This is a genomic window from Rossellomorea aquimaris TF-12, from assembly GCF_001648555.1.
Lineage (GTDB): Bacteria > Bacillota > Bacilli > Bacillales > Bacillaceae_B > Rossellomorea > Rossellomorea aquimaris.
In genome coordinates this window covers 179,340-204,854 of sequence record NZ_LQXM01000028.1, presented here as the reverse complement: position 1 = coordinate 204,854, position 25,515 = coordinate 179,340, and the positions used below count along the sequence as shown (strand labels likewise).

Genomic DNA, 25,515 nt, shown 5'->3' with positions numbered 1-25,515 from the left:
ACAAAACTTATTCGTCTTAGCATTAAAGGGGATTGGGGGGAGAAGAGGTTGAGGGGAATTAGAGATAATGCAACTCTCGAAGGTATGGACGAATGGCTTGAGACAATCATGGATGAATATGGGGAACGACTGACAAAAGTGGCTTTCAACTATGTGAAGGATTGGAAGATGGCCGAGGATATTGTTCAAGAGGTTTTTATCACTTGTTATAAACAATATGAAAACATAGATAAGATTATTTCTTTCAAGTCCTGGATCTTTCGAATAACCATTAATCGATCAAAGGATGTATTGAAAAGTTCTTCTTTTCGGAAAATGGTTATGAACTCTTCTCTCTTCAATCTTTTCACGTCACAAGACTTGTCCCCTGAAAGGTCCATGGTGAAGCGTACCGAGGAAGAGTTTCTGTCTAAATGTGTTCTTGCCCTGCCTGTAAAGTACAGGGAAGTTATTATCCTTTATTACTATGAAGAGTTATCGATGGAAGAGATCGGTGGAATTCTTAACATGAATCTCAATACGATTAAAACCAGATTAAATAGAGGAAGAAATAAGCTAAAGAATATGATGGAAAGGGGTGAGTACAGTGGAGAACAAGCTTAAAAACCTGCGGAGAGCGATGAACTCTACGACTCACAAAGGCCATCACTTCACGGAAATTCAAAAAAATAATATTAGAAGAGCGACTCGGACAGAAGCGAGTTTTAGGAGAGACAGACCTAATAAATATTTGATATTCTCACTAATCATTGCAGCGGTGTCAATATTCATCTTATTGATATCGACTGAAGTTATGATACCACCTGGAACTTCAAATGGAAATACGGATGAATCAACAGTTGATCAATGGGAAGTGCGACATGAATATAGGGAAAACAATCAAATACTATTTAACGTATATCCAGATCCTCAACTGACAGCCGGTAAACCATTCGGCTATCTCTTCAGCTTCAGGGAGCCCTTTGAAACTTATGAGGGAAAAGAACTTTCTATTAATGCTTACAATAAGAAGACCGGCGAACGAATGTTAGTATCTCCTCCGCAAAAAATAACAGCCCCGTCCCCTGGTTATGTAAGCTTGCAACGATTCACGACAACATTCCTAGTACCTTACAGTGGCCTGTGGAAATATGAAGTTCTCCTGAATGGAAAAGTGTACGGCGATGTCATCGTCTCCGTTAGTGAAAAGCCTGAAGACAATCTTCCTGAATTCGTTCAGGAGAGCGATTATGAACAAATTAATTGGGATCGTAAAGCAACAGCATTCGGTCACAATATCATTGGAAATAAAAATAAATCAGGCGTAATCGGTGCAGATATGCCAAGTCTAACCAATCAAAAGTGGATGTGGCATCTTTGGGGTACTGATGCTAAGGAATTAACGGTAGTCGGATACCATAGAGAAACAGGAACTGTTCATCCTGTTCTAAACAATGGCTGGACAATCGATCTCGCGGGAGAGCATAACGGAGCAGATGCCCATGCAGTATCCAGTGTTAAAATTCCAATGCAAGGAGAATGGGCCATCCTTCTTTATGCTGATGGTGAATTATTTGATGTGTTGGTTTATGACATAGAGGAATGAGTTGAAGGAAGAGAGTGGCAAGTTGATCTTAAAGAATTTTGTTGATAATAAACAAGAATAGTTGGTAGTAAATATTGGAAGTTGATAGTATCTTTGCGTGGATTTTAAAAGTTGAAAATAAAAGTCGAAAAGTTGAAAATAAAGTTTGAAAAGTTAAAAATAAAAGTTTGAAAGTTGAAAATATATTTTATTTTAAGGACTAGTTTTGTCTATTTACCAAGCAATTTAGCTAATAAAGTGTACTTTTTATATAAACGACACAGTAATTCCAGTGAAAATGAGGAAATTAATCCCCTATAAAGGAGCATTCTCTTGAAAAAAATTATTTACCTAACGTTTGCCATCGTCCTGTTTTTAACGGGCTGCTCCATTTCTTCTCCTGAACCTCAAGTGGAAGTTGAATGGTCAGATGTTGTGAAATGGAATAATGATATTTATTCTTTTGATGAAGTGAAAAGTAGACAAAAAGAATATAGAGAAGCCGATAAAGAAGTAGGAGTGATCGCATTTAGCTTGGTGGGAAGTAAACAGGAAAAAAATCCAAAGTATCAACTCAAAAATGGGGAAGCTACATTTGCAGGAAAGGGAAGTAAAATCTATTCAATAAAGGGTATGCCCACCGAAAAATTAATTCTCGTTCAAAACAAAGTATATCGTGTTAGGGACTAGAACATTTGTAACAAACATATAGGGGATTTTCTGTTAGGAACACAGGACTTTTGTGGTATTTTGTCGTTTTAAATCGAATTCCCTTGGTAGTCGAGGTATAATTTACTTTGATAAAAAAGATTCATATAAGGGGGATCACATGATGGGATGGGTTTTAGCCATTTTGTTTGGTTCGGCAGTTGTGCTGCTCATTTTATCGTTTATTAAAACGACGCATTCAAAATCACAACTTGAGCAACAAATTGAACATGTTTCCATTGCCGTAATGAATGAAGTTCACGAACTGGAGAAGCAGGTGCGAAACATTGAATTAGATGCAGAAATTACAGCACACCAGTCAGGAGTATTACCAGCTGCTTCAGAAGATCGTGTTTTGCTGCGGGATATTCTTGATCTGCACAAACGCGGGTATTCATTAGAAAGTATTGCATCAAAAAAACAGATTACACCAATTGAGGTAGAGCATATGCTTGCTCCTTACATGACAAGAAGGGCTGAAAGGGGAATGGTAGCGCAATGACACCTAATTCCTTACGCATTTTTGCCATCGGCCTATTAGTGGCAACAACATTAATTAGTGCAGTATATATCTTTGGTCCTTCGGAAGCGAAGAGTACGGAAAAGACGACAAAAACAGTCAATTCCGCCAAGCTTTCAGAAGACGAAATGATTGATCAGCTGGCATCTAAAGGCTTTGTCATACATACAAAAGATGAATGGAAGAATTATCTCACTAATAATGCGAAATCAGCAGAAAAAACTGAAAAGAAACCAGAGAAGAAGTCTGATGAAAACATCGTTTACCGAACCATACTTACCGTTTCCTCAGGAATGACGAGTATTGATGTTGGTACTGCTCTTGAAAGAGGGAACATTATTGAGAGCGGAATAGATTTTTATAAAGAAGTAGAGAAGCGAGGACTTGAGAACGATTTAAGACCTGGTACGTTCGAAATTGAAAGTGGAATGACCACAGATGAAATGATTTCAATTATTTTTAAATAGTATGATTGGAAAAGCTCTTTTTTTAGAAAAAAGGAGCTTTTTTGTATGGCGATTTTGGGGAAAGAGCCATCACTATAACTTCTCTTGTTTTTCTTCCATCAACTACCCCTTTCTCCTCGTAACAAAAGAACTTCTTATAAATCCAGTCGAAATTATTGCAATTTTCAGTTTTAAAGTACCGCGAGTCCACCGAAAATGTTACCATATTATTACATATACAAGCTGAGGAGTGAAGAAATGCTAGAACACATAAAAGAAAACATATCAAAAGTGATGATAGATAAAGAAAAAGAAATCGAATTGATGATTATTGCTCTGTTAAGTGACGGTCATGTTCTATTGGAGGATGTACCAGGTACGGGAAAGACGACAATGGCAAAGTGTTTTGCAAGAAGTATTGATGGTACGTTTAACCGATTGCAATTCACGCCTGACACGCTGCCATCTGATATAGTTGGACAGGAATATTTTGATGTGAAAACGAGTGATTTTAAAGTGCGGAAGGGACCTGTCTTTAATAATGTTCTTCTCATTGATGAAATCAATCGCGCTGTTCCTAGGACTCAATCTGCTCTTTTAGAGTTAATGGAAGAGAAGACGGTGACATTAGGGGGGGTAACCCACCCACTGCCAAAGCCGTTCTGTGTCATTGCGACCCAAAACCCGTTTGACTCCATTGGAACCTTTCCCTTACCAGATGCTCAACTGGACCGTTTCCTTTTGACAATTAAACAAGGCTATCCATCACCTGAAAAAGAGAAAACCATGCTAAGAAGATTCCGTTCATCTAATCCAATGGAAACCATTGAAACTGTGATTTCTAATTTAGATATTATCGAGCTTAAAGAAAAAGTTAAGGGGATAACCCTCTCAGAGGAAATTGAAGACTACTTAATGAACATTATTCAGGAAACGAGAAAGCACAAATATGTAGAGATAGGCGTAAGTCCAAGAGGGTCTATTGCTTATATGAGGGCCATTCAATCAAGGGCATTTCTATATGGACGAGACTTCTGCACCCCTGAAGATGTAAAAGAGCTGGCATTGCCTTTACTTGCCCATCGAATTTCTTTAAATGTAGAAGGTGAAGTGAAAACATCGAAAGAAACGATCATCGAAGAAATACTCCACAGCACTTCTGTGCCTGTTGAAACTGTATGAGGGTTCATAAAGAAACACCCTTTATCCTCTTACCGGTGGTCTTGGTACTGGTGGTCGTCCTCTTCATCATCAGTAGTTTGTCAGGCTCATCCGTACTCGTATTTTTGTTTGCTATGATTTTATCTCTGGCTATTCTGTCTTTCGTTTATTTAAAGTATCAGCACGATAAGGTTTCTTGGAGTATCAAAAAATATCAGGATTCATCAAGTATTGATGAGACATTCAAGTGCTATATTGAAGTGACGAACGATTCAGCTCTGCCCTTGTATCATCTTAAACTCAACATCGAAAGCAGAAGCGATAAAGAACTGGTATTTATTGATAATGAGAGGGAAAGTAGTATTCTCTCGATGGTGATGGATCTTCCTGCAAAATCACAAAAAACCATTGTTGTGATGATGAAAGGGAAGAGTAGGGGGAACCACCAGTGGTCTAATTTTGAATTTCTGGTGAGAGATCCTCTCATTCTTCAATCTTTTCGCCTGGAATTCGATGATTTACCACAATTCAAGGTAATTCCACGTATTTTAAAATTAAATGATTTAAAATTAAAATCATTGCTTCAAGGGTACAAACAGACCAACTCTTCTTTATATATGGACGAAGCAAGCATTATTGGAACGAAAGACTACGAGAATGAAAGCTTTCGGCATATCCATTGGTTAGCGACGGCAAAAGAAAACAAGCTACTCGCAAAGAAATACCAGAAGGTTCATGGGGATGTTTATTCGATCTTCCTGAATATAGTAGGGGCGGGACAGTTCCATCTTCGAAAGGACATGGAGGAGCTCATTGAATACGCAGTTTCAGTTTGTCTTTACCTCATTAAGGAAGGCTGTAAGGTTGAGTTATGGGTAAATTACTCAACAGAACAAAATGGCATTTTAAAGTTAGAAAATGATTTAGATCGCTCCCAGGTGAAAAAGATTATCGGTACTCTGGCCATGATTCATACAAATGGAGTGTTTTTTTCAACAGAACGTTTTTTTCAATATTCACTACGGAAGAAGGATAGTAAATCACTAGGGTTGATTATTGGTACGCCACCAGTTCCTAATAGACGTGATCAGCTTCTGCATATTAAACAATAAGCTGCTTTGGTTGGCACCCGTTCTAATCAACTATCTTGCCGAGCTTATCCATACTTAAAAGTATTGGGGGGGATTTACAGTGCACAAAAAAATAGTATATAGTTTTCTATTCATCGTCCTGCTTTCAAGTATTAGTTATTTTTTAGGGAGTACATCTTTGATGGTAGCTGAAAAAGTAAAAGCACAGTATACCTATGAAGAAGAGGAAGAGTCAGTTGGTGGTCTCACAATTATTAAGTATGTTTCCAAGTGGACGGAATTAGATGAGGAACCAGATCCTGATCGGAAGGGAAATAGAGTGATCGTTTTAAAATGGGGAGAAGAGATAATAAATGGTAGTAATGAATTTATTGAAACATTAAAGAAGACGGCAAAGGTTATTCTTCCATTTCTTATTCTCATTAGTTCTCTCTATTTGTATAAACGTTATAAAAAAAGAAAGAAACAAAGAATGAACGAAGAAAGCTTTGTTTCTGAAATGAATTCCTACAAAAAAGATGAAGTCCCAGACAATCTAGGGGATGTTTCTATGCCAACTCCAACTCGCGATATTCATCAAATTCGAAAACTATTAATTGAATGGGAGAAAGGTTTAACTAATATAAAGAAGAAAAAACCACAAGAAACTATCCAAGAATGGTTCAAAAGAATAAATGGACCTTCTGATATTATTCCAATCTATGAAAAAGTTCGCTATGGAGAGAAGGAGTGTACTCATCAAGAAATAGTCTATTTGAGAAAATTATTAAAATGGAAGTGAAATAGTGTTAAAAAGGAGGGATAATTAAGCACTAAGAAGGTAATGGATATCTTGTTTTTATGAATCTCTCAAGAACGTATATAAAGAAAAGCGATCGTAAACATTGAGTTAATCCAAACTCTTTGAAATAATTGTACGAAAGAGATAAAGAGTTGAAAGGTGGTTTAACCATGTATTGGGTCATCGCTCTATTTGATGAAGAGACGGAACAAAAGATCAAACAGATTTGGAAAGAGCTTAGTGAAGAGAAGATTTCATACTATGAAGAAGAAATCAACGATGCGAGACCGCATATTACATTAGGAAGCTATACTGAATTAGACAAAGACGAATATATCAAACAACTGGAGAGCTTCTATGAACAAAAAACCTCCATCCCTCTTACATTTAACACGATAGGTTCGTTTTTAAATTATGGGACACTCTTTTTCTCCCCAACCATCACAAGAGAATTACTTGATTTCCATAGTGATCATCATAAATCGTTCCAGCAGTTTAAGGCTACTGCGAACTCGCTATATTTACCTGATCAATGGATTCCCCATTGTACTTTAGCTAATAAATTGCCCCCTGAAAAATTATCCGAGGGATTCGAGTATTGCTTAAAAAGAGGTGATACGATTAAAGGGCAGATAAAAGAAGTCGCCCTGATCGAACTGGTTGAAGAAACGGAAGAGTGTGTGGAGGCCCCTGTTATCTATTCAAAACAATTAAAAGAATAAAGGGTAATTATTTATGGACGAATGAAAACTGATGTCCCTATTGGAACCGTCCTTGCTAATTCCTCCACATCTTTATTGTACATTCGAATGCATCCCTTTGAGACGGCTTTTCCAATCGAGCTGGGATTATTCGTTCCATGAATCCCATAGTGTTGTTTTGATAAACTCATCCACATCGTACCAAAAGGCCCTCCAGGATTGGGGGCTTTATTAATGATGATGAAATTTCCAATCGGTGTCTCGTTTAGGATTCTGCCAACAGCAATGGGATATTGCTTTTGTTTTATACCGTTTTTGTATAATAGTAGCCATCGATTGTTGACTGACACTTCAATTTGAAAAGGAATTGTACCTGCCGATGGGATCCCTGGTATCACAATGGACTGACCTGGATAAATGATGTCAGGATTGATGGAGGGATTCGCATTCAAAATGACGTTTAAAGGCTTGCGATAATCTTTAGCTATCTGAGTCAGTGTTTCTCCTGTTTTGACCGTATGAATCAAAGGGTGCACCTCCATTTTAATCCTTTTGTATAGGACAAACTTAGTTACGGGAAGGCTTTAGAGTAAGGAGGCGATTTATCAATGGAGACATTTGAAGTCCTGACTCTAATGCTGAGCTTTGGTATGTTTGTCATCGCTATTCTAAACAGTAACAACAAAGATAAAAATTCTTAAACACGCTCAGGCGCGTGTTCTTTTTTTGTTTCTTTCTTTTTAACTATATTCTTATTAGTGTTCAATGGTGTAATTAAAAAGAGCCTCGTTACATTGTAACGAGGCTCTCTTTACGAACTGAAACTAATTTTGTGAGGCATCTTCATTTGACTCAAAATCAGGAGCAATGGCTTTTCGAATAAATAATGAAATGATGAAAGCCACTCCTGTTAACCCTAAGGCAAACCAATAAGCATGATGGACGCCTAGGGTCATCGCTTCACTCATTAGTTTTTCCGTTGTCGGCACTGTTTGTTCCTCTAAAAATTGCATTCGACTTTGTGTCATGATGCTGACAAATACAGAAACCCCTAATGCCCCTGCAACGGGTTGTAATGTGTTGGCAATGGCTGTCCCGTGAGGATACAGTTTCTTTGGTAATTCATTTAAAGCATTCGTTTGTGCAGGCATTAATATAGCTGAAATGGATAGCATCAACACAATATACGCAAATACAAACAACCAAATAGGAGTGGAAGGATTAATGTTGCTAAAGAAGATCATGACTCCAACTAAGGTAACGGTACCAGGAATAATGAGCTTTCTTGGTCCATACTTGTCAAATAAAGCACCCATAGTAGGTGACATAAGACCATTTAATAAAGCACCAGGTAAAAGTAATAATCCAGCGACTTTGGCTGAATAACCAAGTGGTCCTTGTAAATACATTGGCATAACAATTTCTGAAGCAAACATGGCCATAATCACTATGACGAAAATACTTACCCCTCGCAAATAGCTTTTATATTGAAACACTCGAACGTCTAGTAATGGTTCCTCTAACTTCAATTGTCGTACTGTGAAAAGCACGATACTAATGATGCTTATGGAGATAATCAAAATGATCTTGATGCTCATAAATCCTTCAGGGTCTTCACCTGCGGAGCTAAATCCATATACAATTCCACCAATTCCGATGGTAGAAAGGATGATGGAGAAAACATCCACGCTTGGTCGAGTCACCTCTCCAACATTTTGTAAGTACTTTAGGGCAAAAAGAATAGAAAATACGGCGAAAGGAATAACCGTGATGAATAGCCATCGCCAGCCTAAAAAATCAACAATGACACCTGATAATGTCGGCCCTATAGCAGGAGCAAACATGATGACGAGTCCAAAGGTCCCCATGATTTTCCCTCTGACTTCCGGGCGATAGATCAATAGCAAGGCGTTCATAATGACTGGAATTAACAAACCTGTACCGATAGCCTGAATCATTCTTCCCGTTAACAGCATGGGGAAATTCACGGCACAGGCAGCAATAATGGTCCCGAGTAAAAAGACGGTCATAACACCGATAAACATTTGTCTAGTCGTAAACCACTGAATAAGTAAAGCGGAAATAGGCATTAGAACACCCATCACCAGCATAAAACCTGTGGCAAGCCATTGAACAGTGGGAGCATCCACATTAAAAACAGCCATAAGCTCTGTTAAAGCAATGTTTAATAACGTTTCGTTTAATATGGCAAAGAATGCTCCGATCATAAAGGTAATCAATATCGCTTTTGAATTTATTTGTGATTCCATGTAGTCCTCCAAAATGTATGATAATCTCACTTTTCTATAATCCATCATTCGAAGCCATACCACAAGTATAATTCACTGTTTTTTTGGGAGAGTCACAATAAAAAATAAACGCCTCAAAAGGCGTTCCATTTATTCTTCCTTGTTATTCTCTTTGCCATCATTTCCTTTATCAAGTCCAGTCATGTTATTAACGATTTGGGAAATAAGGTTTATCCCTTGATCCATAGAATTCATGGAATCGAACTTTTGACCAGTTTTATTTGATGTTGTTTCCTTTTCCAACTGAAACACCTCCAGTAAGTAGGGTTTGTTATCTGTGAAAAAGTATTCTTATCTGTAAGAAATTATACTGATATATCCAATTTAGGCTTGAAACCTTAAGGGATTATCATTATATTTAGTTAATAATGATAAACAGGAACGCAAGGGAGCTGAATTTTATGGAGGATATGACCAAATTTTGTACTGCTTTTTGTAATCAATTCAGTCATATATCTTATTCTGGAAAAATGGATATAGGCAAAATCATTTATATCTTCCGTGTGAAATCCTTATTAACACAAGAAGACTTAGCCAGTCGTGCCAATTTATGTACGCAAACAATTAAAAGGATTGAAAGAGGAAAAGGAGGGGTGACGGATATCACTTGTAAAAAGATACTTGATGCTCTTGGGATCAATATCGTTGCACTAACTAAATTATTAGATTAATGAGGTTTAACATTAGGCTCCTAATATAAGGAACCGTCTGTTAAGTTAATATGTTCGAAACTGCGTTACCTCTGAACATTTCACCAGTTTATAATTGATGTCATCTTGAGTGATTTCAATAAAACCACTCTCATAAATCCAAAACACACTGTATTCCTCTTCTTCATACAGGACTTTATCACCTGGTTGAAGCCTCATTTTCTACCTCCAAAACAAATGTTAGGTATATTTTACTACAACCCGCTCCATGGTGAAATCTCATTCTATCTGCTAATTTCTAACAAATTCAGTATATTTCTACTTGATTCATCCGTTAAGAGCAAAAAATATTCATTTAGGCATTATTTGTAGATGAAAGTACTTTACACCTAAAAGGCATTTGCATCAAGGTTATTTAAAGTATTTAAAAGAAGATACTGCTAGGAACGCAATTGTTTATTGCATAGTATATTCATGATTATTTTTGAAAATAGCCCTATTCCAAAATAAGCTAAAAATGAGTAAAATGAATTCCAATGAATATATTGATAAATATGTAACAAACGCAATAATTTTTCTATAATAAAGGCTAAAAAAATACATGTAATGATATTTGCAACTAGATATGACTTCCAGCTGGAGAAAAGCTGATATAACAGCATATATATCACAGGTAGAATGATATATGTTGATACGAAAAAGGATGGGGTTAGAGGTGTTAAGCTAGTTGGATAAGAAGTTAAACCATATTGTATAAGGATCGTGTCTAACATCGTACTAAAGGAAATGATGATTCCCGCAACTGTTAATAATTCGAACAATCGGCTTCTATCCAGTATTTTTACAGCCATATATATGAATAAAAGATTTATGGCCAAAAGAAGCCACCAGCCAAATGAAAATAAGTCATTATGCTTCCAATATTCCCAATAGTACTCCCTATAATCTGCTCTTGTTTTTGAAATCATTTCCCAAGTTGGATGATGGCTCTTCAACTAAATCACTCCATCTCATTAAGTAGACAGTGTTTATAGTGGGCACTTTTTGTGTTATTTATTCAAGAATATTATAGCAGGGTACTAGTATATGCTGGTGAGGTGAATCATGACTATATCCATTGATATTTGGTCGAGGGATCTTTTTTGATTGCACATAACAAAAAGGCTGATTACCCCAGTAGGGTAATCAGCCCATCCGTCAGTTTAATTCTTGGAATAATAAATAGCGATCATCATCTGTTTTAGCTATCACATATTCCCCGGAATCCTTTACACTGTATATACTTGTTCCTGCTTCTAGAATATTTGATGTGAAATCTTCCACTGGATGATAGTTTTCTCCAATTTTTTCTGTAATAAGCCCAATTTCAGAACCGATAATTACTTTCTTTTTTACAGGTAAATGAACATAATCTTTTCCATTCACCTTCATCATAGAACCGTAAACGCACAGTTCTTGGGATACAGATTCCTTAATCCCACAAGCGCTTAACATTATGACACATATCAAGAACAGAACAAGTCGTTTCATCTTTCTCCTCCTTACTCTAAGTACCTATATGAATGATATTCAAGCTTGTCTAAAAACATGTATAAATTGATAGGTCTCATTATCGAAAGGGGTTATCATGAGTATCTTTTTCAGTTACATATTATTAGGACTTTCTTTATCTGCTCCTATGGGCCCCATTAATGCTGCCCAGCTGGATAAAGGAATACGTTTTGGTTTTTTACATGCATGGTTAGTGGGCATAGGAGGAATGGTAGCGGATGGAGTCTTTATGCTGATGATTTATTTCGGCTTGGCTCAATTTTTAGATAAGCCAGTGATCCAAATTCTGTTGTGGTTACTGGGCTTTGTGGTATTAATCTATACTGGTGTCGAAAGCATTGTTCAGTCAAAAGATATAAAAAGTGGTCCATTCATTACCCCTAATGAGACTAAAGGGAAAGCCTTTCGGACTGGCTTTCTTATGGCCATTTCAAATCCACTTAGCATATTGTTTTGGATTGGTATTTATGGCTCGATATTAGCTCAAACTTCTCAATCCTATGAATCCCTAGAAGTTCTCATATACAGCGCGGGAATATTTATTGGAATCAGTCTTTGGGATGTAACGATGGCTGGTGTATCAGCTGGGGCAAAAAAATGGCTAAAGCCTCATTTTCTTATATGGGTTTCCATCATTTCTGGGGTGGTTTTGATCGGGTTTGGACTATATTTTGGAGTGCAGGCATTTTTATTAATCATTTAGCTTAATATTACTCATTCATAAGAGCACAGATCTTATAAGATATGTGCTCTTCGTAACCCTTTATACTGCTTGAACCATCTGAAAATCACAAACTTTATTTCGGCCTGTTCGTTTCGCTAAATAGAGTGCTTTATCTGCCTGCTCAAAAATTTCCTCCCCTGTAGAAGAAACAGTGTCAGGAAAAGTAGATACCCCAATTGAAATCGTGATGGAAATGGATTGTTCTCCATTAATAGGGAAGGTATGTTGTTCTACTTCTTTTCTAATCCGTTCAGCAATTGTCATGGCATGCTCATGAGGGCAATCTAATAAAAGAACACTGAATTCTTCTCCCCCATTTCGGGAAACGATATCAAATGATCTTGAATGAAAAGTAAGAACCTTACCGAGTTCTTTTAATACTTCATCTCCTGCATGATGTCCAAACGTATCATTCACGGTTTTAAAATGATCGATATCAATCAATAAAAAGGAAAGCTTTTCGTTTTTTTCTTTTGCCTGTCTAAGGGCATCGTTATAGCTAATATCAAACTGTCTTACATTATTAAGGTTTGTTAAGAAATCCTTCGTAGCACTTCTTTCTAGACGGTGGAATTGTTCATTCGCCCGTTTGATTTGTTCAGCGATAGCGTAAGCAATAAAACCGGCAAGAAGTGAAGTAATAAAGTGAAACGGGAAGATTTGAAAGGTTAATGGTAGTCCTAAATTTATAAATAAGGCGATAAAAATAATGAGTAAGCTCGCAATATTCATCACTTGAAGCTTGTGAAGATTTTTAAGGGGAATACGAGTAAATAAACTGCAAATCAACCCGATACCTATCATCCCAATTCCTGCGACAACCGATGAAGTACTTACACCATACATAACGATTCGCCCTATAGTAATAATGATGGCAGATATGAGAGCTGGTACCCACCCAAAATAAACTGCGGGAGTAACGGCAGCCAAATGTCTTAAGTCGACTATCGTGTTATTGTTCAAAGGGATCGTAAAATACATAAGAGCCAGACCGAGTATTCCAAAAAACAATCCCATTAATAATAATAATCTAAAGTGTAAACTCTCTGTCTTCTTAAGAATCATTCCCGTGAAGTATAAAAAAGAAATGATGATACAAACATTAACAAATAAGTGCTCTAGCATTTTAATCCCTCCTAGGAAAGGTCAACTTGGTATGAAAAGATAAAAGCGTGACAATTTTCCTATATTTCTATTATATAATGAAATCGATTCATTGTGGATATTTTTGTGATTGAAAGAGGAGAAATGAAGAAAGTACAAAAAAACCATCCTAATGGATGGCTTTTTTTGAGGTTTACCCTATTAAATTAGTATACTCCCACAGCATCCCATGCTGATTTAACAGAGTTGTAGGTAGAGCTTCCGCTTCCATATAAGTCAGCAGCTGACTGAAGAAGAGCGGCGCGAGCGTAGCTAAAGTTACTAGTTGGTGTTAAGTATACGGTTAACGCACGGTAGTAAATTTTCTCAGCTTTTGTTTTGCCAATGCTGGAAATGGTGTTATAAGCAGCTTTATTTGGGATACCTGAGTTTGTATGAACTCCTCCATTATCGGAAGACGTGTTCACATAGTTGTTCATATGTGCAGGCTGTCCAAAACGTGTCGGATCTGAAAGACTGCGAAGGGCATCTCCTGAAACTCCTGGAGTATAAATGTCTTCCCCTAATAAGTAATCACCTGGATCAAGGAAATAACCAAATACATCAGAGAAGGATTCATTTAGAGCACCTGACTGATATTGATATTGTAAACCAGCTGTACGCTCCGTCACTGCATGTGTTAATTCATGTGCAACGACATCCAGTGCGCCGGAAAGAGAAGTGAAAGTAGATCCATCACCATCGCCATACACCATTTGAGAGCCATTCCAGAAAGCATTATTGTAATTAGATCCATAATGAACAGTGGAACGAATCGTTGCACCATTGTTATCATAGCTGTTGCGGTTATGGGTGTTCTTATAGTAATCATAGACTTTCCCTGCATACGCATGGGCATCGACTTCAGCAGCTTGAGAGTAAGCATACCAAGTATTACCACTATCAACTGTATAGTATCCTGGAAGACTTGAGCCATTACTTGCTGTTCGAGTCTCGATTACTCCATTCATTGGCTTGGTTACATCGTATAAGTAATACGTTCCATTAGAATAATAAGTATTTAAAGTCTTATAGTCATCTAGTACACCGTAACCAGAACCTGTTGTTGCCCCATCAGCTACTGCGTTATACGATTCCAGGATGGAACCATCTTTAGCATCAACAAAAATTTGCCAATTCGCTCCATAAGGCTGAATGAATTGAAGCTGCACTTTATATGCAAGATTAAATTCTCCATCCTTTTCATGAATCACTAAATCGTTTTTCACTGTTGTGCTTTCAACATCACTTTCTTTATGTGCATCAATCACTACTTCATCATGAGAACCATCAAGTGTATCCTTTTCTGTCAAGGATATATGTTTCCATGCCTGATCTGTGGCAGTACTTTTATTAATATTCGACTGAGTCTTCTTCACTTTAGTGGAAGCTTCTTTATATAGTTGACCAGTCGTAGCCGTAACCTCGTTATTCTTATTCGTGTGAACAATAAAGATTGCTCCATCAATAGGAACGTCATTTATGGATTGGGTAAACTTATAATGAGTCATTCCTAGATCGTCTGTTGTCTGTTCTAGCAATGTTAATTCAGAATGTGGATCGATAGAAAATAGATCTTTATTGTCCTGCATAAACTTCTTTACATCTTTATCGTTCTTTACAACACCTTTTGATAGTTTACCAGATAAGAAGCTTGGACCATTTTTATCTATATTCATCACTTTTTGATGGATTTCCATCTTTGAAGTAATTGAATCTGAAGACGATTGTGCAAAAGTAGAGGCTCCTGTGAAAGAAGCACTAAATACAAGAGAAGTTCCTAAAGCTAAACTTACCAATTTTTTCGACATGTTTACAATTCCCCTTTTTGATAGAAATGGAGAAATAGCTATTTCTTTATAACCTCCGGCGGCTAATTAAAGTTTAGTAGAAATAGGTGAAGTAGACAATGTAAAAAATGGAAATTATCAGTAAATTTAAACTATTTTGATTTTCCGTTTTTCCGTACTAAGAAAATTGTCAGGGGCTATCTACTTAAATCTCTTCATTTTGATTAAAATTATTTTTCTAGGCATATTTTAATATTACTTAGGTATTATTGGATACGTAGGAAAAAACAGGTAAATAATGATGGTTCCGCTTGCGGATTTACAAAAGAATCACGAATGAAATAAACTCCCTTAGCAAATTCTAAACGATAGGGAGGTGAGATACGATGGCACAAGATGTACTATGTGAAGTAAGCAATTGCAAATTTAACCGTGAAGGTAAAATGTGTTCAGCTGATCAAATTTTTGTGGTGAGCCATAAAGGAGACAAAGCCCAAAAAAGTGAAGAAACAGATTGCAAAACATTTGAAGCGGGTATGTAAGGATACAGAAGGCAGCCATGAGGGTGGCTGTCTTCTTTTTTTATATTATTGATAATAGTTCTCAGTATTATGCAAAAAAAGTTGGTTTGATTTGTCGAAAAATCTTTGACTCGCAAATATATTTGATATTTCGCAAATATTTTAATGATTTCGCTCGATATAATGAAAATTTCGCAAATATAATTTTCAATGCACAAAATTTTTCATACATTAAAGGATTTATCCTTCTATTTATAGAATCTTGTAGTACTAAAACTGAATTGGAGTGTTGAAATGATTGTTAAAGAACGAAAATACCCTCGTACTCTTCAAAAATTAGACGCACTTCTGAAAAGGTTGCATTCACAGCATCCTAAAATTCCACTTATTCAAGAGGAATGGAAAAAAAGAAAAGCCGGTTACAAAGGAGAAGCTTCAATTGACTATCCTCTTAGTTTTTTAGACCCAAGTGAATATTTCATTTTCCATGACTTACGACTACAGGATACAAACAGTTATTTTCAGATAGATACACTGATATTATCAAAGAAATTTTTTCTTATTATAGAGGTGAAAAATCTGGCGGGTACTATATTTTTTGATTCAGTCTTTAACCAACTCATCCAATTAAAGGATGGTCAGGAAACGGCTTTTTCAGATCCAACCATACAAATTCAACGTCAAGAAAACCAATTGAAAAAATGGCTAGTAGACAAAGGTATTCCCCTTGTACCCATCTCTTCTATTGTTGTGATTAGCAACGATAGGACCATTATCAAATCCTCCCCTGAAGACAAATATCTTAACGAAAAAGTAATTCATAGACATCTTCTCCCTCAAAAGATCGATAAAATAAAAACCTCTAAAATTGGCAACTCTCTCTCAGACAAACAAACCAAAAAAGTCATTCGTCTACTTAAAAAGCATCATAATGAAGCAAATTACTCTATCCTCAAAAGGTTCAATCTTACAAAAGAAGATCTTTTACCTGGAGTATTTTGTGGGAATTGCGATTACGCTCCTTTAGAAAGGAGACATGGTACATGGTTTTGCCCTAGATGCTTAATAAAAGATAGTAAAGCCCATCTTCAGGCATTAAAAGATTATGAGCTTTTGATCTCTCCAACCATTTCAAATCAAGAATTACGTTCTTACTTATGTATCCCATCAACCTATGTTGCATCAAGAATTTTAAAAGCAATGAATTTACCTCAAATAGGGAACAATAAAGGGAGAAAATACACTCTAACCTCCCCCAAAAAATAACCCATCCAAGTCTTCAAATATCTCTAAAACCTTCAATAATGATACAATTTCCCTAAAGACCCATTGATCAGGAGGATTCCTATGAACTTTCATCAAAAACCAAACATATTTGTAACGGAAGTAACGATAAAAGTGCAGAACTTAGAACGTTCGCTTTCTTTTTACCAAAAAGTGATGGGGTTTAATATACTGCAGCAAACGAAAGAGACGGCAATATTAACAGCAAATGGTCAAACGCCTTTGGTTACGTTAGAACAGCCTCCAAACGCAACACCAAAACAGGCGAGAACGACTGGTTTGTATCATTTCGCCTTACTTCTTCCGAGTCGTTCGGATTTAGGGAGAATGTTACAACACTTATTAAATCAAAACATTCCGTTAGGTTCCTCTGACCATCTTGTGAGCGAGGCCGTCTATTTATCAGATCCAGATGGAAATGGAATTGAGGTTTATTGTGATCGCCCTTCTTCACAGTGGACGTGGAATGACGGACAGGTGAAAATGGCTGTGGACCCAATTGATGCTACTGCTATTATTGAAGAAGCAAGGGGACAGAAGTGGACCGGATTGCCTGAAGGAACTGTCATGGGACATATCCATTTACATGTTTCTGAATTGGAAAAAACAGAGGAATTCTATACAATGGGACTCGGATTCGAAGTGGTTAGTCGATTTGGACATCAAGCCCTATTCATTTCAACTGGAGGCTACCATCATCATATTGGATTGAACACCTGGAATGGTGCAGGTGCGCCTAAGCCTTCTGATAACAGTGTAGGATTGCGTTCCTTTACAATACATTTCCCTTCCAAAAAACAACTAAATGAATCAATCCAACTGCTAACAACCATGGGGGCAACTGTCACTGAAGAAGATGGAAGAATGCATACAGAGGATCCATCTGGTAATCGAATCTTTATAAAAGCATAGGGACGGACCTCTAAAACAGTCAGCAATTCAAATTCAATCTGATCAAGATTTTACATTCACGGCTTTTTTATAGGAGTGACACCAATGAAATTAAGTGTACTAGACCAATCGGTCCTCACTAAGGGAGAACGGGGGGGAACAGCATTTCACCATACAGTACAGTTAGCGAAGCATGCGGAAGAGCTGGGGTATACTCGATTTTGGGTAGCAGAGCATCATAATACGAACGGGTTAACAGGATCAGCTCCACAAATACTGATTTCTCATCTTGCCTCTATGACAAACAGGATTCGTGTAGGGTCCGGTGGAGTGCTGCTACCTCAATATAGTCCTTATAAAGTAGCGGAGGATTTTAAGGTACTAGAAACGCTTTTTCCAGACAGAATTGATTTAGGGATTGGCCGATCACCTGGTGGATCATATGAGACTCGATTAGCTTTAACGGATGGAGTAAACAAAAGCATGAATGAGTTTCCAAGACAGGTGAGTTCGTTACAAAAGTATTTGCATGATAAAAACGAGAGTGTAAGGGCATATCCTTTAGTGGACACTCCACCTCTGATTTGGATATTAGGAATCACACATCGAGGGGCTAGAGTTGCTGCTGAAAAAGGGACTGCTTTTACATATGGGCATTTTATCAACCCTACAAATGGAAAGAGAGCTTTAGACTATTATCGATCTCATTTTCAACCATCATTTGGGTCAGCAAAACCGACTAGTAATGTGTGTATTTTTGTCGTATGTGCTGAAACAGATGAAGAAGCTGAAGAAATGGCACTGACTCAGGATTTATGGTTATTAGCAGTGGAAAAAGGAGTAGACACCCGTATTCCTTCGAAAGAAGAGGCGAAAAGACGTGTGTTAACGTCAAGAGAAAAAGAAAAGATAAAAGAAAATAGAAAAAGGACCATTGTGGGAAGTCCCCAAAAAGTGAAGGACGAATTGCTTTTACTTCGTGAAATATATGAAAATGAAGAGTTTATTCTCATCACGAATATCGCTAATTTTGCAGACAAGCTTCGGTCCTATGAGTTGGTAGCCAAGGCTTTTCAGAATTAGAGGAGCTTTCTTTGCTTTGTACTAAGGCTGAAATAATAGAACCTATCGCTTGAATCCAGCTACCAACTACATTGATGTTTCCACTATCCTTTCCATTTAACTCAAGGATTCCGGATATGGCTTGTAAAGAGTTACCGATGACTTGGAGAAGGTTTCCGTATATCGAAAAGAGTTCATCTAACGTATGTTCTTGAAGATATGATTCGCCAACAGCTGCACTTCCTCCTAAAGCTTGTAGGAGGTTTCCTTTAATATTCAATTCTTGTTTTGTTACGTCTCTAAAATCAATCACAAGACCTGCGACGACCGTAACATTTCCGATGGCTTGAATTTGATTTCCTATTTTGGTTAAGGTGACCTTTTCAGCAGCGTCTGCTTGTAAAGCATTTCCAGTACCTTGTAGTTCATTTCCAATAAGATTGAAGGCACCCAGTGTATCTTCAGGAATACTCTCAATCGGAGTACTACCGATAGCAGCCAAAACTGTACCGATGGCTGCTATCCATGCCCCAAGTGTCGCTTTCTGTTCATTCCCCATATTTAACCGCCTACTTTAGAGTACTGAGATATTGTATACAAAAACTCTATAAACGGTTAAAAAAAGGTGTTTTTCGTAAGGCTTTCTTCTTGAAAAATAAAGTTTTATCGTATCAATCAAAAAGCCAAACAAAATAATTGTTTGGCTTTTTGTCTCTATGTTCACTTCCACCATTTATAGGTTGGGTGCAATTCTTCATGTACTAAAAAGGTTTCCCCTAGCATTGGCGTCACAACCTTAACTCCCTGTTCCTCTCCAGCCTTTGTTACGCGTTTTATTGGATCGGTCCATTCATGGAAGGACAGGGTGAACGCTCCCCAATGAATGGGAAGTAAGAGCTCTCCTTTTACATCTAGATGAGCTTGAACTGTTTCTTCAGGAAGCATGTGGATGGGTGCCCATCTCGGATCATATTGTCCACATTCCATTAAGGTAAGGTCAAAGGGGCCATACACTTCTCCGATGTCTTTAAAGTGGGGACCATATCCACTGTCTCCACTAAAGAAGATATTAGAATCTTTTCCTTTAATGACCCAGGAACACCACAGCGTACTGTTACGGTCATGCAAGCTTCTCCCGGAAAAATGTCGTGCAGGGGTGGAAGCCAAAGTAAGACCTTCAAATTCAATTTCATCCCACCAATCAAGTTCACTGATGTTTTCAGGATCAATGCCCCAACGTTCAAGGTGACTTCCTACTCCAATGGGTACAAAGAATTGTTCGACTTTATTACGTAGTTTTTGAATCGTCCCGTAATCAAGGTGGTCATAATGATCATGAGAGAAAATAACGGCATCGATTTTTGGAAGCTCTTCTATTGAAAAGGGCAAGATTTTGCTATACCTCTTGCCTCCAATCCATGGAAATGGAGATGGGGCATCGCCAAACATAGGATCAAGAAAGAGATGTTTTCCGTCAATCTCAATCATACAGGCTGAGTGACCGAACCAAGTGACATTTGTTTTATGATACGGGTGAATGAGGGTAGGGAAATTCGTAATCGGAAGGACATCAGCAGGCTTTCGATTAGCACTTCTCTTCATAAGATCTCGAACCATCGTAATGGAAGAAGACCAATCAGTACTCATAGAAGTGGAAATTTGATTATTAAATACTCCGTTTAAATACTGCGGAGAATCTTGAACCCTACTTTGTGATGGTTTCTGCCCAAAAGCCGGGTAAAATTTTAATAGTAAATAGACCAATAGTACAATCACACATAGGAGTAATAAAACAGTTAACATACTAGGAATCCCCTTTAATAAGTAATCAATCTTTATTTAACTATCTCAAATAACAAACTCTCTGTCCAAATTTAAGATGTACGCTGGTCTTACAGTTATTTAAGAAATAGTTAAGAATTTCGTTAATCTTCTATAATGTTTGTTTCTTACACTATCCTTAACGCTGATAAAAGAGGAGAGATAAAATGAAGAAGTGGATGATTAGTATAGTTGTAGTAGCAGGGTTAGGCATCGGATGGTGGCTCGCTTCTCCTTTGTTTATCGATAAAGTAGTAAACGAGGAACCAGTAATGGCTGAGCATGAAACTGAAAAGGATGATATGAAAGAAGAAGAAATGGATAGCGATATGAAAGAAGACGACTCATCTTCGCAAGACGGGTTGACAAACGATACAATGGAGAAAAGCGAAACATATACAGGATCTTTTACGGGAGCGGATTCTTCTCATCAAGCAATGGGAATCGTAACTGTTTCTGAAAAAAATGTTCGATTGGAAGATTTTGAAGTGACCAATGGACCGGATCTTTACGTTTACTTAGTAGAAGAAGGTCAGGAGACAAAAGAAGGAGTGTCCCTGGGTAAGCTAAAAGGAAATATAGGAAATCAGAATTACGAGCTTCCTGAAGATAAGATGGCAACAGATGGTATGAAGATTGTGATTTGGTGTAAACAGTTTAATAAAGACTTTGGAATGGCAGAATTAAGTAAAGGAATGTAAGGGAGAGTTTAGAATGGCGAACAAAGTGCTGTTAGTAGATGATGAAGAGAATATTATTGACGTATGTTCTCGTTACTTGGATCGAGAGGGGTATGAGGTTCAAAGTGCCTCCAATGGAAGGCACGCTCTTGAAATTTATCACACATTCAAGCCGAACATTGTGGTATTGGATATTATGATGCCTGAGATGGATGGGTGGAAGGTGGCAGAGAGAATTAGACAAGAAGACGATACCCCGATTATCATGCTAACAGCCCTTGGTCAGGAGAAGGATCGCATATATGGACTAACAATCGGAGCCGATGATTATGTGACCAAACCCTTTAGTCCCCGAGAACTTTTGCTTAGAATAAAAAATATTTTAAGGCGGTCTGTTGCAGTACCTTCTTCGACAGTTGAGGAGGAGGTACTTCAGTGGAACGGGTTAGTGATCGATCGTAAAAAGAGAAAAGTGTTAGTGGATGAGAAAGAAATGGATATGACTGTGAAGGAGTTTGAGTTGTTGTCTTTATTGGCAAGACATCCTTCCCAAGTGTTTTCAAAATCACAATTGATAGAGACATTGTGGGGATATGATTATTTAGGTGATGCCAACACTATTAATGTTCATATTAGAAGACTAAGAGAAAAGATTGAAGACGATCCGTCGAACCCCCAGTGGATCAAAACGATTTGGGGAATCGGATACAAATTCGAAGGACGTCATCATCATGAAAATTAGAACCCTTCTTATATTAGCAAATACCATTTCCCTGGTTGTGATATTTGTTTTTTTACTTATTTCCTACGTCCAAATGTTTATTTCAAACGATATCATCATCCTGCTGTGCCTCATCACCCTTGGTGCGGGAATTTTATCCTTTGGAGTGAATTTACTCATTACCTCTCCATTATTAAAATCAGTGGGGCAAATGACAAATGAAGCTGAAAGGATAGCAAAAGGGGACTTTGATGTGAGAGTCACAGAATCAGGGCCCCAGGAGATAAAGGAACTGGCTTCAAATTTTAATCATATGTCTGAGAGAATTCATGAGATGTTTGAAGAATTGAAGGAGTCAGAACGCTTCAAAAGTGAACTGATTGCCAATGTTTCTCATGATTTACGTACTCCTTTATCATCTATTCATTCATTTGTTTCTGCATTGAATGATGACATTATAGAAGACAAAGAAACTCGAAAACATTATTACGAAACGATTTTATCTGAGACTAATCGATTAAGTTTATTAATAGAGGAAGTGTTAGAGCTTTCACAATTAGAAAATAGGAAGATTCCCTTTGAACCTGTTCCAACATTAGTCGATCGATTGGTAGTAGAAACCATTCCTCAATTCGAACGAGTACTAGAAGAAAAGAAAATGGCTATTGAAGTGGAGTATGATGATGCACTGCCTATGATGTCTTTAATGCCCTTTCATATTAAAAGAGTCATGACGAATTTAATCCAAAATGCTGTTGAGTTTTCCCTTGAAAACAAAACCATAAGGATCACTGTGAAGAAGGAAGAGGACTACATGTATTTTGCTGTTAAAGATGAAGGCAAGGGTATACCAATTGAGGAGCAGAGCTCAATCTTCCAACGGTTTTACCGTGTGGAAAAATCTCGGCATAAATCCAAGGGTGGTTCAGGCTTAGGTCTTTCTATCTGTAAAGAAATTATTGAACTACATGGTGGATCCATTGGAGTTGAAAGTAATGGATTAAATGGCAGTACTTTTTGGTTTAAGCTGCCACTGAAACGAGAATCAAAGGAGGAGATCAAATGAAGAAGGTAGGCATAGCAATAGGCTCACTTGTGTTCCTAAGCCTCGTTGTCTTTTTTGGTCCGAAATTATATGCAAGCATGACACAAAAATCCTTAGGAAGTGAACCCGTAGAGCAAAATGAAATCAATTCGGATTATGCTATTGCCACATTCGCAGGAGGCTGCTTCTGGTGTATGGAGCCTCCTTTTGAAAAATTAGACGGGGTGTATTCAGTTATATCAGGTTATACGGGTGGAGAAGAAAAGAATCCGACTTATGATGAGGTTTCGTCCAAACAAACAGGTCACGTAGAAGCAGTTCAAATTCAATATGACCCGGATGTGATTACCTACGAGCAATTGCTAAAAGTATTTTGGAGACAAATAGATCCCACAGACGCTGGCGGGCAGTTTGTTGATCGGGGTCCTCAATATGTAAGCGGGATTTTTTATCATAGTGAGGAACAGAAGCAACAAGCCGAAGCATCCAAACAAGAATTAGCAGATTCAGGTCGATTCGATAAAGATCTTGTAACAGAGATTCTTCCTGCCAAAACCTTTTATAAGGCAGAAGAGTATCATCAGGACTACTATAAAAAGAACGAGCTGAGCTATAAATTTTACCGGAATAACTCAGGTAGAGATGATTTCCTCGATGAAGCCTGGGGAGCGGATCGTGAAATAAAGCTAGAAACAAACTCAGCCTATCCTTCCTATTCAGAAGAAGAGTTAAAAGAAATGCTGACAGACATCCAATACGAAGTGACTCAGGAGGATGGAACGGAAAAAGCATTTGACAATGCCTATTGGGATAACAAAGAAGAGGGAATATACGTAGATGTTGTATCTGGAGAGCCCTTATTTAGTTCCAAGGATAAATACAAAAGTGGAACCGGGTGGCCTAGTTTCACCAAACCATTAGTAGAAGAGAACATTGTAGAAGTAGAAGATCGAACGTTTTTTATGGTACGGACTGAAGTGAGAAGTAAACATGCAGATTCACATTTGGGCCATGTATTTAATGATGGCCCAGAGCCTACTGGTTTACGATATTGCATGAATTCAGCATCCCTTCGTTTTGTTCCAAAAGATGAATTACAAGAGCAGGGATATGGGGAGTTTGCTGCATTATTCGATGAGGAGGGAGAAGGGGAATGAACACGGTTGCTTCGTTCGAAGTTTATGATGAATTTTCTTTAAGGAACGTTCCAACATCGGTTTTCCGATACAAGAAGAAAGAAATCATATTTCAGCCCTTTACCTTAAGCAAAAATCTCTATTTTGTTCAAAATGGCAGTGTCAAAATGTATAAATACAATGAGGATGGAAGAAAAACCATTCTTGCTTTGATAGGAAAAGGAGGAGTCTTCAGCAATATTTCTCCTTTTACACTCGATGATGAGGGTGTGTATGCCAAAGTCATGGATGATACCATCTTATACGGAATTTCACATAAGCAGCTTGATCAACTAAGTGTAACTCAGCCGAGTATTTTTACCACTTTGTACTCGAATATCAATGAACATATCAAAGATCGTAACGTATTTTTAGAAAAAATCATGTATGCAAGTGTCAAGGAAAGAATCCTTCATCTTTTTTCCCACCTGGTGCCTCAATTCGGAGAGAGGCAGGGAAATGGCATAAAAATAAATGTATCTCTAACACATCAAGACATTGCCTGCTTCATCGGCTCAACAAGAGAGACGGTTACCTCCCTCACTAAAGAGCTCTTATCAGAAGGCCATATTCAAAAAAAGAAACGAATCTATCACTTATGTTTGTAGAAGAGGGACGGACCTCCCTGGGAGGTCCGTCCCTCTATGTAATTATTGCTGTTTTGTATAGTTTAGATCCCAAATAACCCCGAATGGATCTTTTACTTTTGCATAAATGGCGCCCCAGAAAGTATCCTGAAGCTCCATGATAGGAGATCCCTTTTCAGTTAAACGTTTATAGTATTTATTGATTTCTTCTTCACTTTCAAGCTCTAAAGCTAATGAAATATGATTGCCTGTTGTAACTTCGTGATCTGGAAAAGAATCTGACATCATAAGAAAGAGTTCACCTTTTTTAAATTGAGCATGCATAATGTGATCATCAATTTCAGGAGGATTTGGAAAATCTGCTTCTCCAAAGGTTTGAATACTTAAAGACTCTCCTTCAAACACTTCTTTGTAATACTCTAATGCTTCTCTTGCCTGGCCATTGAAACTTAAATAAGGTGTAGCTTGATGCTTCATACATTCTCCACTCCAATTCACAAGAATTTTCTTACTTCTTTATTATAGACAGGTTCCTTGGAAATAACAAGAACATACGTTTGTTTTTTGAGAAAAGGATTGGCTGCTATGC

Annotated in this window: 32 protein-coding genes; 21 read left to right on the top strand and 11 right to left on the bottom strand. The window is 37.5% G+C overall.

Going from position 1 to position 25,515, the window contains the following annotated elements; all coding sequences use genetic code 11:
* Positions 1-48 precede the first annotated feature (48 nt).
* From IQI_RS12410 to IQI_RS12370, 9 genes are all read left to right on the top strand, one after another.
* Entirely contained in the window at positions 49-603 is a 555-nt protein-coding gene (locus tag IQI_RS12410; RefSeq protein ID WP_064093177.1) for a sigma-70 family RNA polymerase sigma factor, read from the top strand.
* Complete coding sequence (locus IQI_RS12405; RefSeq protein ID WP_064092964.1) at positions 587-1,585, top strand: hypothetical protein; 999 nt, start codon at positions 587-589, stop codon at positions 1,583-1,585. The genes IQI_RS12410 and IQI_RS12405 overlap by 17 nt, the downstream gene beginning before the upstream one ends.
* A gap of 312 nt (positions 1,586-1,897) precedes the next feature.
* Complete coding sequence (locus tag IQI_RS12400) at positions 1,898-2,254, top strand: membrane lipoprotein lipid attachment site-containing protein (RefSeq protein ID WP_064092963.1); 357 nt, start codon at positions 1,898-1,900, stop codon at positions 2,252-2,254.
* Between the two features lie 142 nt (positions 2,255-2,396).
* Positions 2,397-2,774 (top strand): hypothetical protein, encoded by a 378-nt coding sequence (locus IQI_RS12395; RefSeq protein ID WP_064092962.1) that lies wholly within the window; start codon positions 2,397-2,399, stop codon positions 2,772-2,774.
* Entirely contained in the window at positions 2,771-3,259 is a 489-nt protein-coding gene (locus IQI_RS12390) for a hypothetical protein (protein WP_064092961.1), read from the top strand. The genes IQI_RS12395 and IQI_RS12390 overlap by 4 nt, the downstream gene beginning before the upstream one ends.
* Positions 3,260-3,496: 237 nt before the next feature.
* Complete coding sequence (locus IQI_RS12385; RefSeq protein ID WP_064092960.1) at positions 3,497-4,420, top strand: AAA family ATPase; 924 nt, start codon at positions 3,497-3,499, stop codon at positions 4,418-4,420.
* Positions 4,417-5,511 (top strand): DUF58 domain-containing protein, encoded by a 1,095-nt coding sequence (locus IQI_RS12380; RefSeq protein ID WP_082892691.1) that lies wholly within the window; start codon positions 4,417-4,419, stop codon positions 5,509-5,511. The genes IQI_RS12385 and IQI_RS12380 overlap by 4 nt, the downstream gene beginning before the upstream one ends.
* A gap of 79 nt (positions 5,512-5,590) precedes the next feature.
* Positions 5,591-6,271: a hypothetical protein gene (locus IQI_RS12375; protein ID WP_156509894.1), complete on the top strand. Its 681-nt coding sequence runs from the start codon at positions 5,591-5,593 to the stop codon at positions 6,269-6,271.
* 170 nt (positions 6,272-6,441) lie between these two features.
* On the top strand, positions 6,442-6,993 hold the full coding sequence (locus IQI_RS12370; RefSeq protein WP_064092957.1) for a 2'-5' RNA ligase family protein: 552 nt from the start codon (positions 6,442-6,444) through the stop codon (positions 6,991-6,993).
* An 11-nt stretch (positions 6,994-7,004) separates the two neighbouring features.
* On the opposite strand, the gene IQI_RS12365 is transcribed toward IQI_RS12370, so the two are convergent.
* Positions 7,005-7,499 (bottom strand): L,D-transpeptidase family protein, encoded by a 495-nt coding sequence (locus IQI_RS12365; RefSeq protein ID WP_064092956.1) that lies wholly within the window; start codon positions 7,497-7,499, stop codon positions 7,005-7,007.
* 81 nt (positions 7,500-7,580) lie between these two features.
* Here IQI_RS12365 and IQI_RS21055 point away from each other — a divergent pair, with 81 nt between their 5' ends.
* Positions 7,581-7,673: a putative holin-like toxin gene (locus tag IQI_RS21055; protein WP_231893417.1), complete on the top strand. Its 93-nt coding sequence runs from the start codon at positions 7,581-7,583 to the stop codon at positions 7,671-7,673.
* 123 nt (positions 7,674-7,796) lie between these two features.
* Here IQI_RS21055 and IQI_RS12360 read toward each other — a convergent pair whose 3' ends face one another.
* Together IQI_RS12360 and IQI_RS20885 are read right to left on the bottom strand one after the other, a co-directional pair.
* On the bottom strand, positions 7,797-9,242 hold the full coding sequence (locus IQI_RS12360; protein ID WP_064092955.1) for an MDR family MFS transporter: 1,446 nt from the start codon (positions 9,240-9,242) through the stop codon (positions 7,797-7,799).
* 129 nt (positions 9,243-9,371) lie between these two features.
* Positions 9,372-9,524: a hypothetical protein gene (locus IQI_RS20885; protein WP_197489749.1), complete on the bottom strand. Its 153-nt coding sequence runs from the start codon at positions 9,522-9,524 to the stop codon at positions 9,372-9,374.
* A gap of 158 nt (positions 9,525-9,682) precedes the next feature.
* Here IQI_RS20885 and IQI_RS12355 point away from each other — a divergent pair, with 158 nt between their 5' ends.
* Positions 9,683-9,952: a helix-turn-helix domain-containing protein gene (locus IQI_RS12355; protein WP_064092954.1), complete on the top strand. Its 270-nt coding sequence runs from the start codon at positions 9,683-9,685 to the stop codon at positions 9,950-9,952.
* A 45-nt stretch (positions 9,953-9,997) separates the two neighbouring features.
* Here IQI_RS12355 and IQI_RS20640 read toward each other — a convergent pair whose 3' ends face one another.
* From IQI_RS20640 to IQI_RS12345, 3 genes are all read right to left on the bottom strand, one after another.
* Positions 9,998-10,150: a hypothetical protein gene (locus IQI_RS20640; protein WP_156509893.1), complete on the bottom strand. Its 153-nt coding sequence runs from the start codon at positions 10,148-10,150 to the stop codon at positions 9,998-10,000.
* 221 nt (positions 10,151-10,371) lie between these two features.
* Entirely contained in the window at positions 10,372-10,926 is a 555-nt protein-coding gene (locus tag IQI_RS12350; RefSeq protein WP_064092953.1) for a CBO0543 family protein, read from the bottom strand.
* Between the two features lie 202 nt (positions 10,927-11,128).
* Positions 11,129-11,461: a hypothetical protein gene (locus IQI_RS12345; RefSeq protein ID WP_064092952.1), complete on the bottom strand. Its 333-nt coding sequence runs from the start codon at positions 11,459-11,461 to the stop codon at positions 11,129-11,131.
* 97 nt (positions 11,462-11,558) lie between these two features.
* Between IQI_RS12345 and IQI_RS12340 the strand changes: the two genes are divergently transcribed.
* Complete coding sequence (locus IQI_RS12340; protein WP_064092951.1) at positions 11,559-12,185, top strand: LysE family transporter; 627 nt, start codon at positions 11,559-11,561, stop codon at positions 12,183-12,185.
* Between the two features lie 60 nt (positions 12,186-12,245).
* On the opposite strand, the gene IQI_RS12335 is transcribed toward IQI_RS12340, so the two are convergent.
* Together IQI_RS12335 and IQI_RS12330 are read right to left on the bottom strand one after the other, a co-directional pair.
* On the bottom strand, positions 12,246-13,331 hold the full coding sequence (locus IQI_RS12335) for a diguanylate cyclase (RefSeq protein ID WP_064092950.1): 1,086 nt from the start codon (positions 13,329-13,331) through the stop codon (positions 12,246-12,248).
* Positions 13,332-13,516: 185 nt separating this feature from the next.
* Complete coding sequence (locus IQI_RS12330; RefSeq protein WP_064092949.1) at positions 13,517-15,160, bottom strand: M4 family metallopeptidase; 1,644 nt, start codon at positions 15,158-15,160, stop codon at positions 13,517-13,519.
* 365 nt (positions 15,161-15,525) lie between these two features.
* On the opposite strand from IQI_RS12330, the gene IQI_RS20150 reads away from it, so the two are divergent.
* The 4 genes from IQI_RS20150 to IQI_RS12310 all read left to right on the top strand — a co-directional run bounded on the left by IQI_RS20150 (position 15,526) and on the right by IQI_RS12310 (position 18,918).
* Entirely contained in the window at positions 15,526-15,681 is a 156-nt protein-coding gene (locus tag IQI_RS20150; protein ID WP_064498968.1) for a DUF1540 domain-containing protein, read from the top strand.
* A 273-nt stretch (positions 15,682-15,954) separates the two neighbouring features.
* Positions 15,955-16,926 (top strand): nuclease-related domain-containing protein, encoded by a 972-nt coding sequence (locus IQI_RS12320; RefSeq protein WP_064092947.1) that lies wholly within the window; start codon positions 15,955-15,957, stop codon positions 16,924-16,926.
* 81 nt (positions 16,927-17,007) lie between these two features.
* Entirely contained in the window at positions 17,008-17,856 is an 849-nt protein-coding gene (locus IQI_RS12315) for a VOC family protein (RefSeq protein WP_064092946.1), read from the top strand.
* Between the two features lie 84 nt (positions 17,857-17,940).
* Positions 17,941-18,918, top strand: a complete 978-nt coding sequence (locus tag IQI_RS12310) for an LLM class flavin-dependent oxidoreductase (protein ID WP_064092945.1) — start codon at positions 17,941-17,943, stop codon at positions 18,916-18,918.
* On the opposite strand, the gene IQI_RS12305 is transcribed toward IQI_RS12310, so the two are convergent.
* Together IQI_RS12305 and IQI_RS12300 are read right to left on the bottom strand one after the other, a co-directional pair.
* A complete protein-coding gene (locus tag IQI_RS12305; RefSeq protein WP_064092944.1) occupies positions 18,860-19,456 on the bottom strand; it encodes a DUF6944 family repetitive protein in 597 nt (198 codons plus the stop codon). The two genes, IQI_RS12310 and IQI_RS12305, sit on opposite strands and share 59 nt — an antisense overlap.
* Positions 19,457-19,617: 161 nt before the next feature.
* Positions 19,618-20,700 carry an MBL fold metallo-hydrolase gene (locus IQI_RS12300; protein ID WP_064092943.1) on the bottom strand — a complete coding sequence of 361 codons (1,083 nt, stop codon included), beginning with the start codon at positions 20,698-20,700 and terminating at the stop codon, positions 19,618-19,620.
* Positions 20,701-20,885: 185 nt separating this feature from the next.
* On the opposite strand from IQI_RS12300, the gene IQI_RS20325 reads away from it, so the two are divergent.
* Genes IQI_RS20325 through IQI_RS12275 form a run of 5 tightly spaced genes read left to right on the top strand, consistent with a single transcriptional unit; the run spans position 20,886 to position 24,947 of the window.
* Entirely contained in the window at positions 20,886-21,419 is a 534-nt protein-coding gene (locus tag IQI_RS20325; RefSeq protein WP_082892689.1) for a DM13 domain-containing protein, read from the top strand.
* A gap of 13 nt (positions 21,420-21,432) precedes the next feature.
* Positions 21,433-22,140 (top strand): response regulator transcription factor, encoded by a 708-nt coding sequence (locus IQI_RS12290; RefSeq protein WP_064092942.1) that lies wholly within the window; start codon positions 21,433-21,435, stop codon positions 22,138-22,140.
* A complete protein-coding gene (locus tag IQI_RS12285; RefSeq protein ID WP_064092941.1) occupies positions 22,130-23,185 on the top strand; it encodes a sensor histidine kinase in 1,056 nt (351 codons plus the stop codon). The genes IQI_RS12290 and IQI_RS12285 overlap by 11 nt, the downstream gene beginning before the upstream one ends.
* Complete coding sequence (gene msrB, locus IQI_RS12280; protein WP_064092940.1) at positions 23,182-24,321, top strand: peptide-methionine (R)-S-oxide reductase MsrB; 1,140 nt, start codon at positions 23,182-23,184, stop codon at positions 24,319-24,321. Before IQI_RS12285 ends, msrB begins: the two co-directional genes overlap by 4 nt.
* Positions 24,318-24,947, top strand: a complete 630-nt coding sequence (locus tag IQI_RS12275) for a Crp/Fnr family transcriptional regulator (RefSeq protein ID WP_064092939.1) — start codon at positions 24,318-24,320, stop codon at positions 24,945-24,947. The genes msrB and IQI_RS12275 overlap by 4 nt, the downstream gene beginning before the upstream one ends.
* Positions 24,948-24,989: 42 nt before the next feature.
* Here IQI_RS12275 and IQI_RS12270 read toward each other — a convergent pair whose 3' ends face one another.
* Positions 24,990-25,403 carry a VOC family protein gene (locus IQI_RS12270; protein ID WP_064092938.1) on the bottom strand — a complete coding sequence of 138 codons (414 nt, stop codon included), beginning with the start codon at positions 25,401-25,403 and terminating at the stop codon, positions 24,990-24,992.
* Between the last annotated feature and the right edge of the window lie 112 nt (positions 25,404-25,515).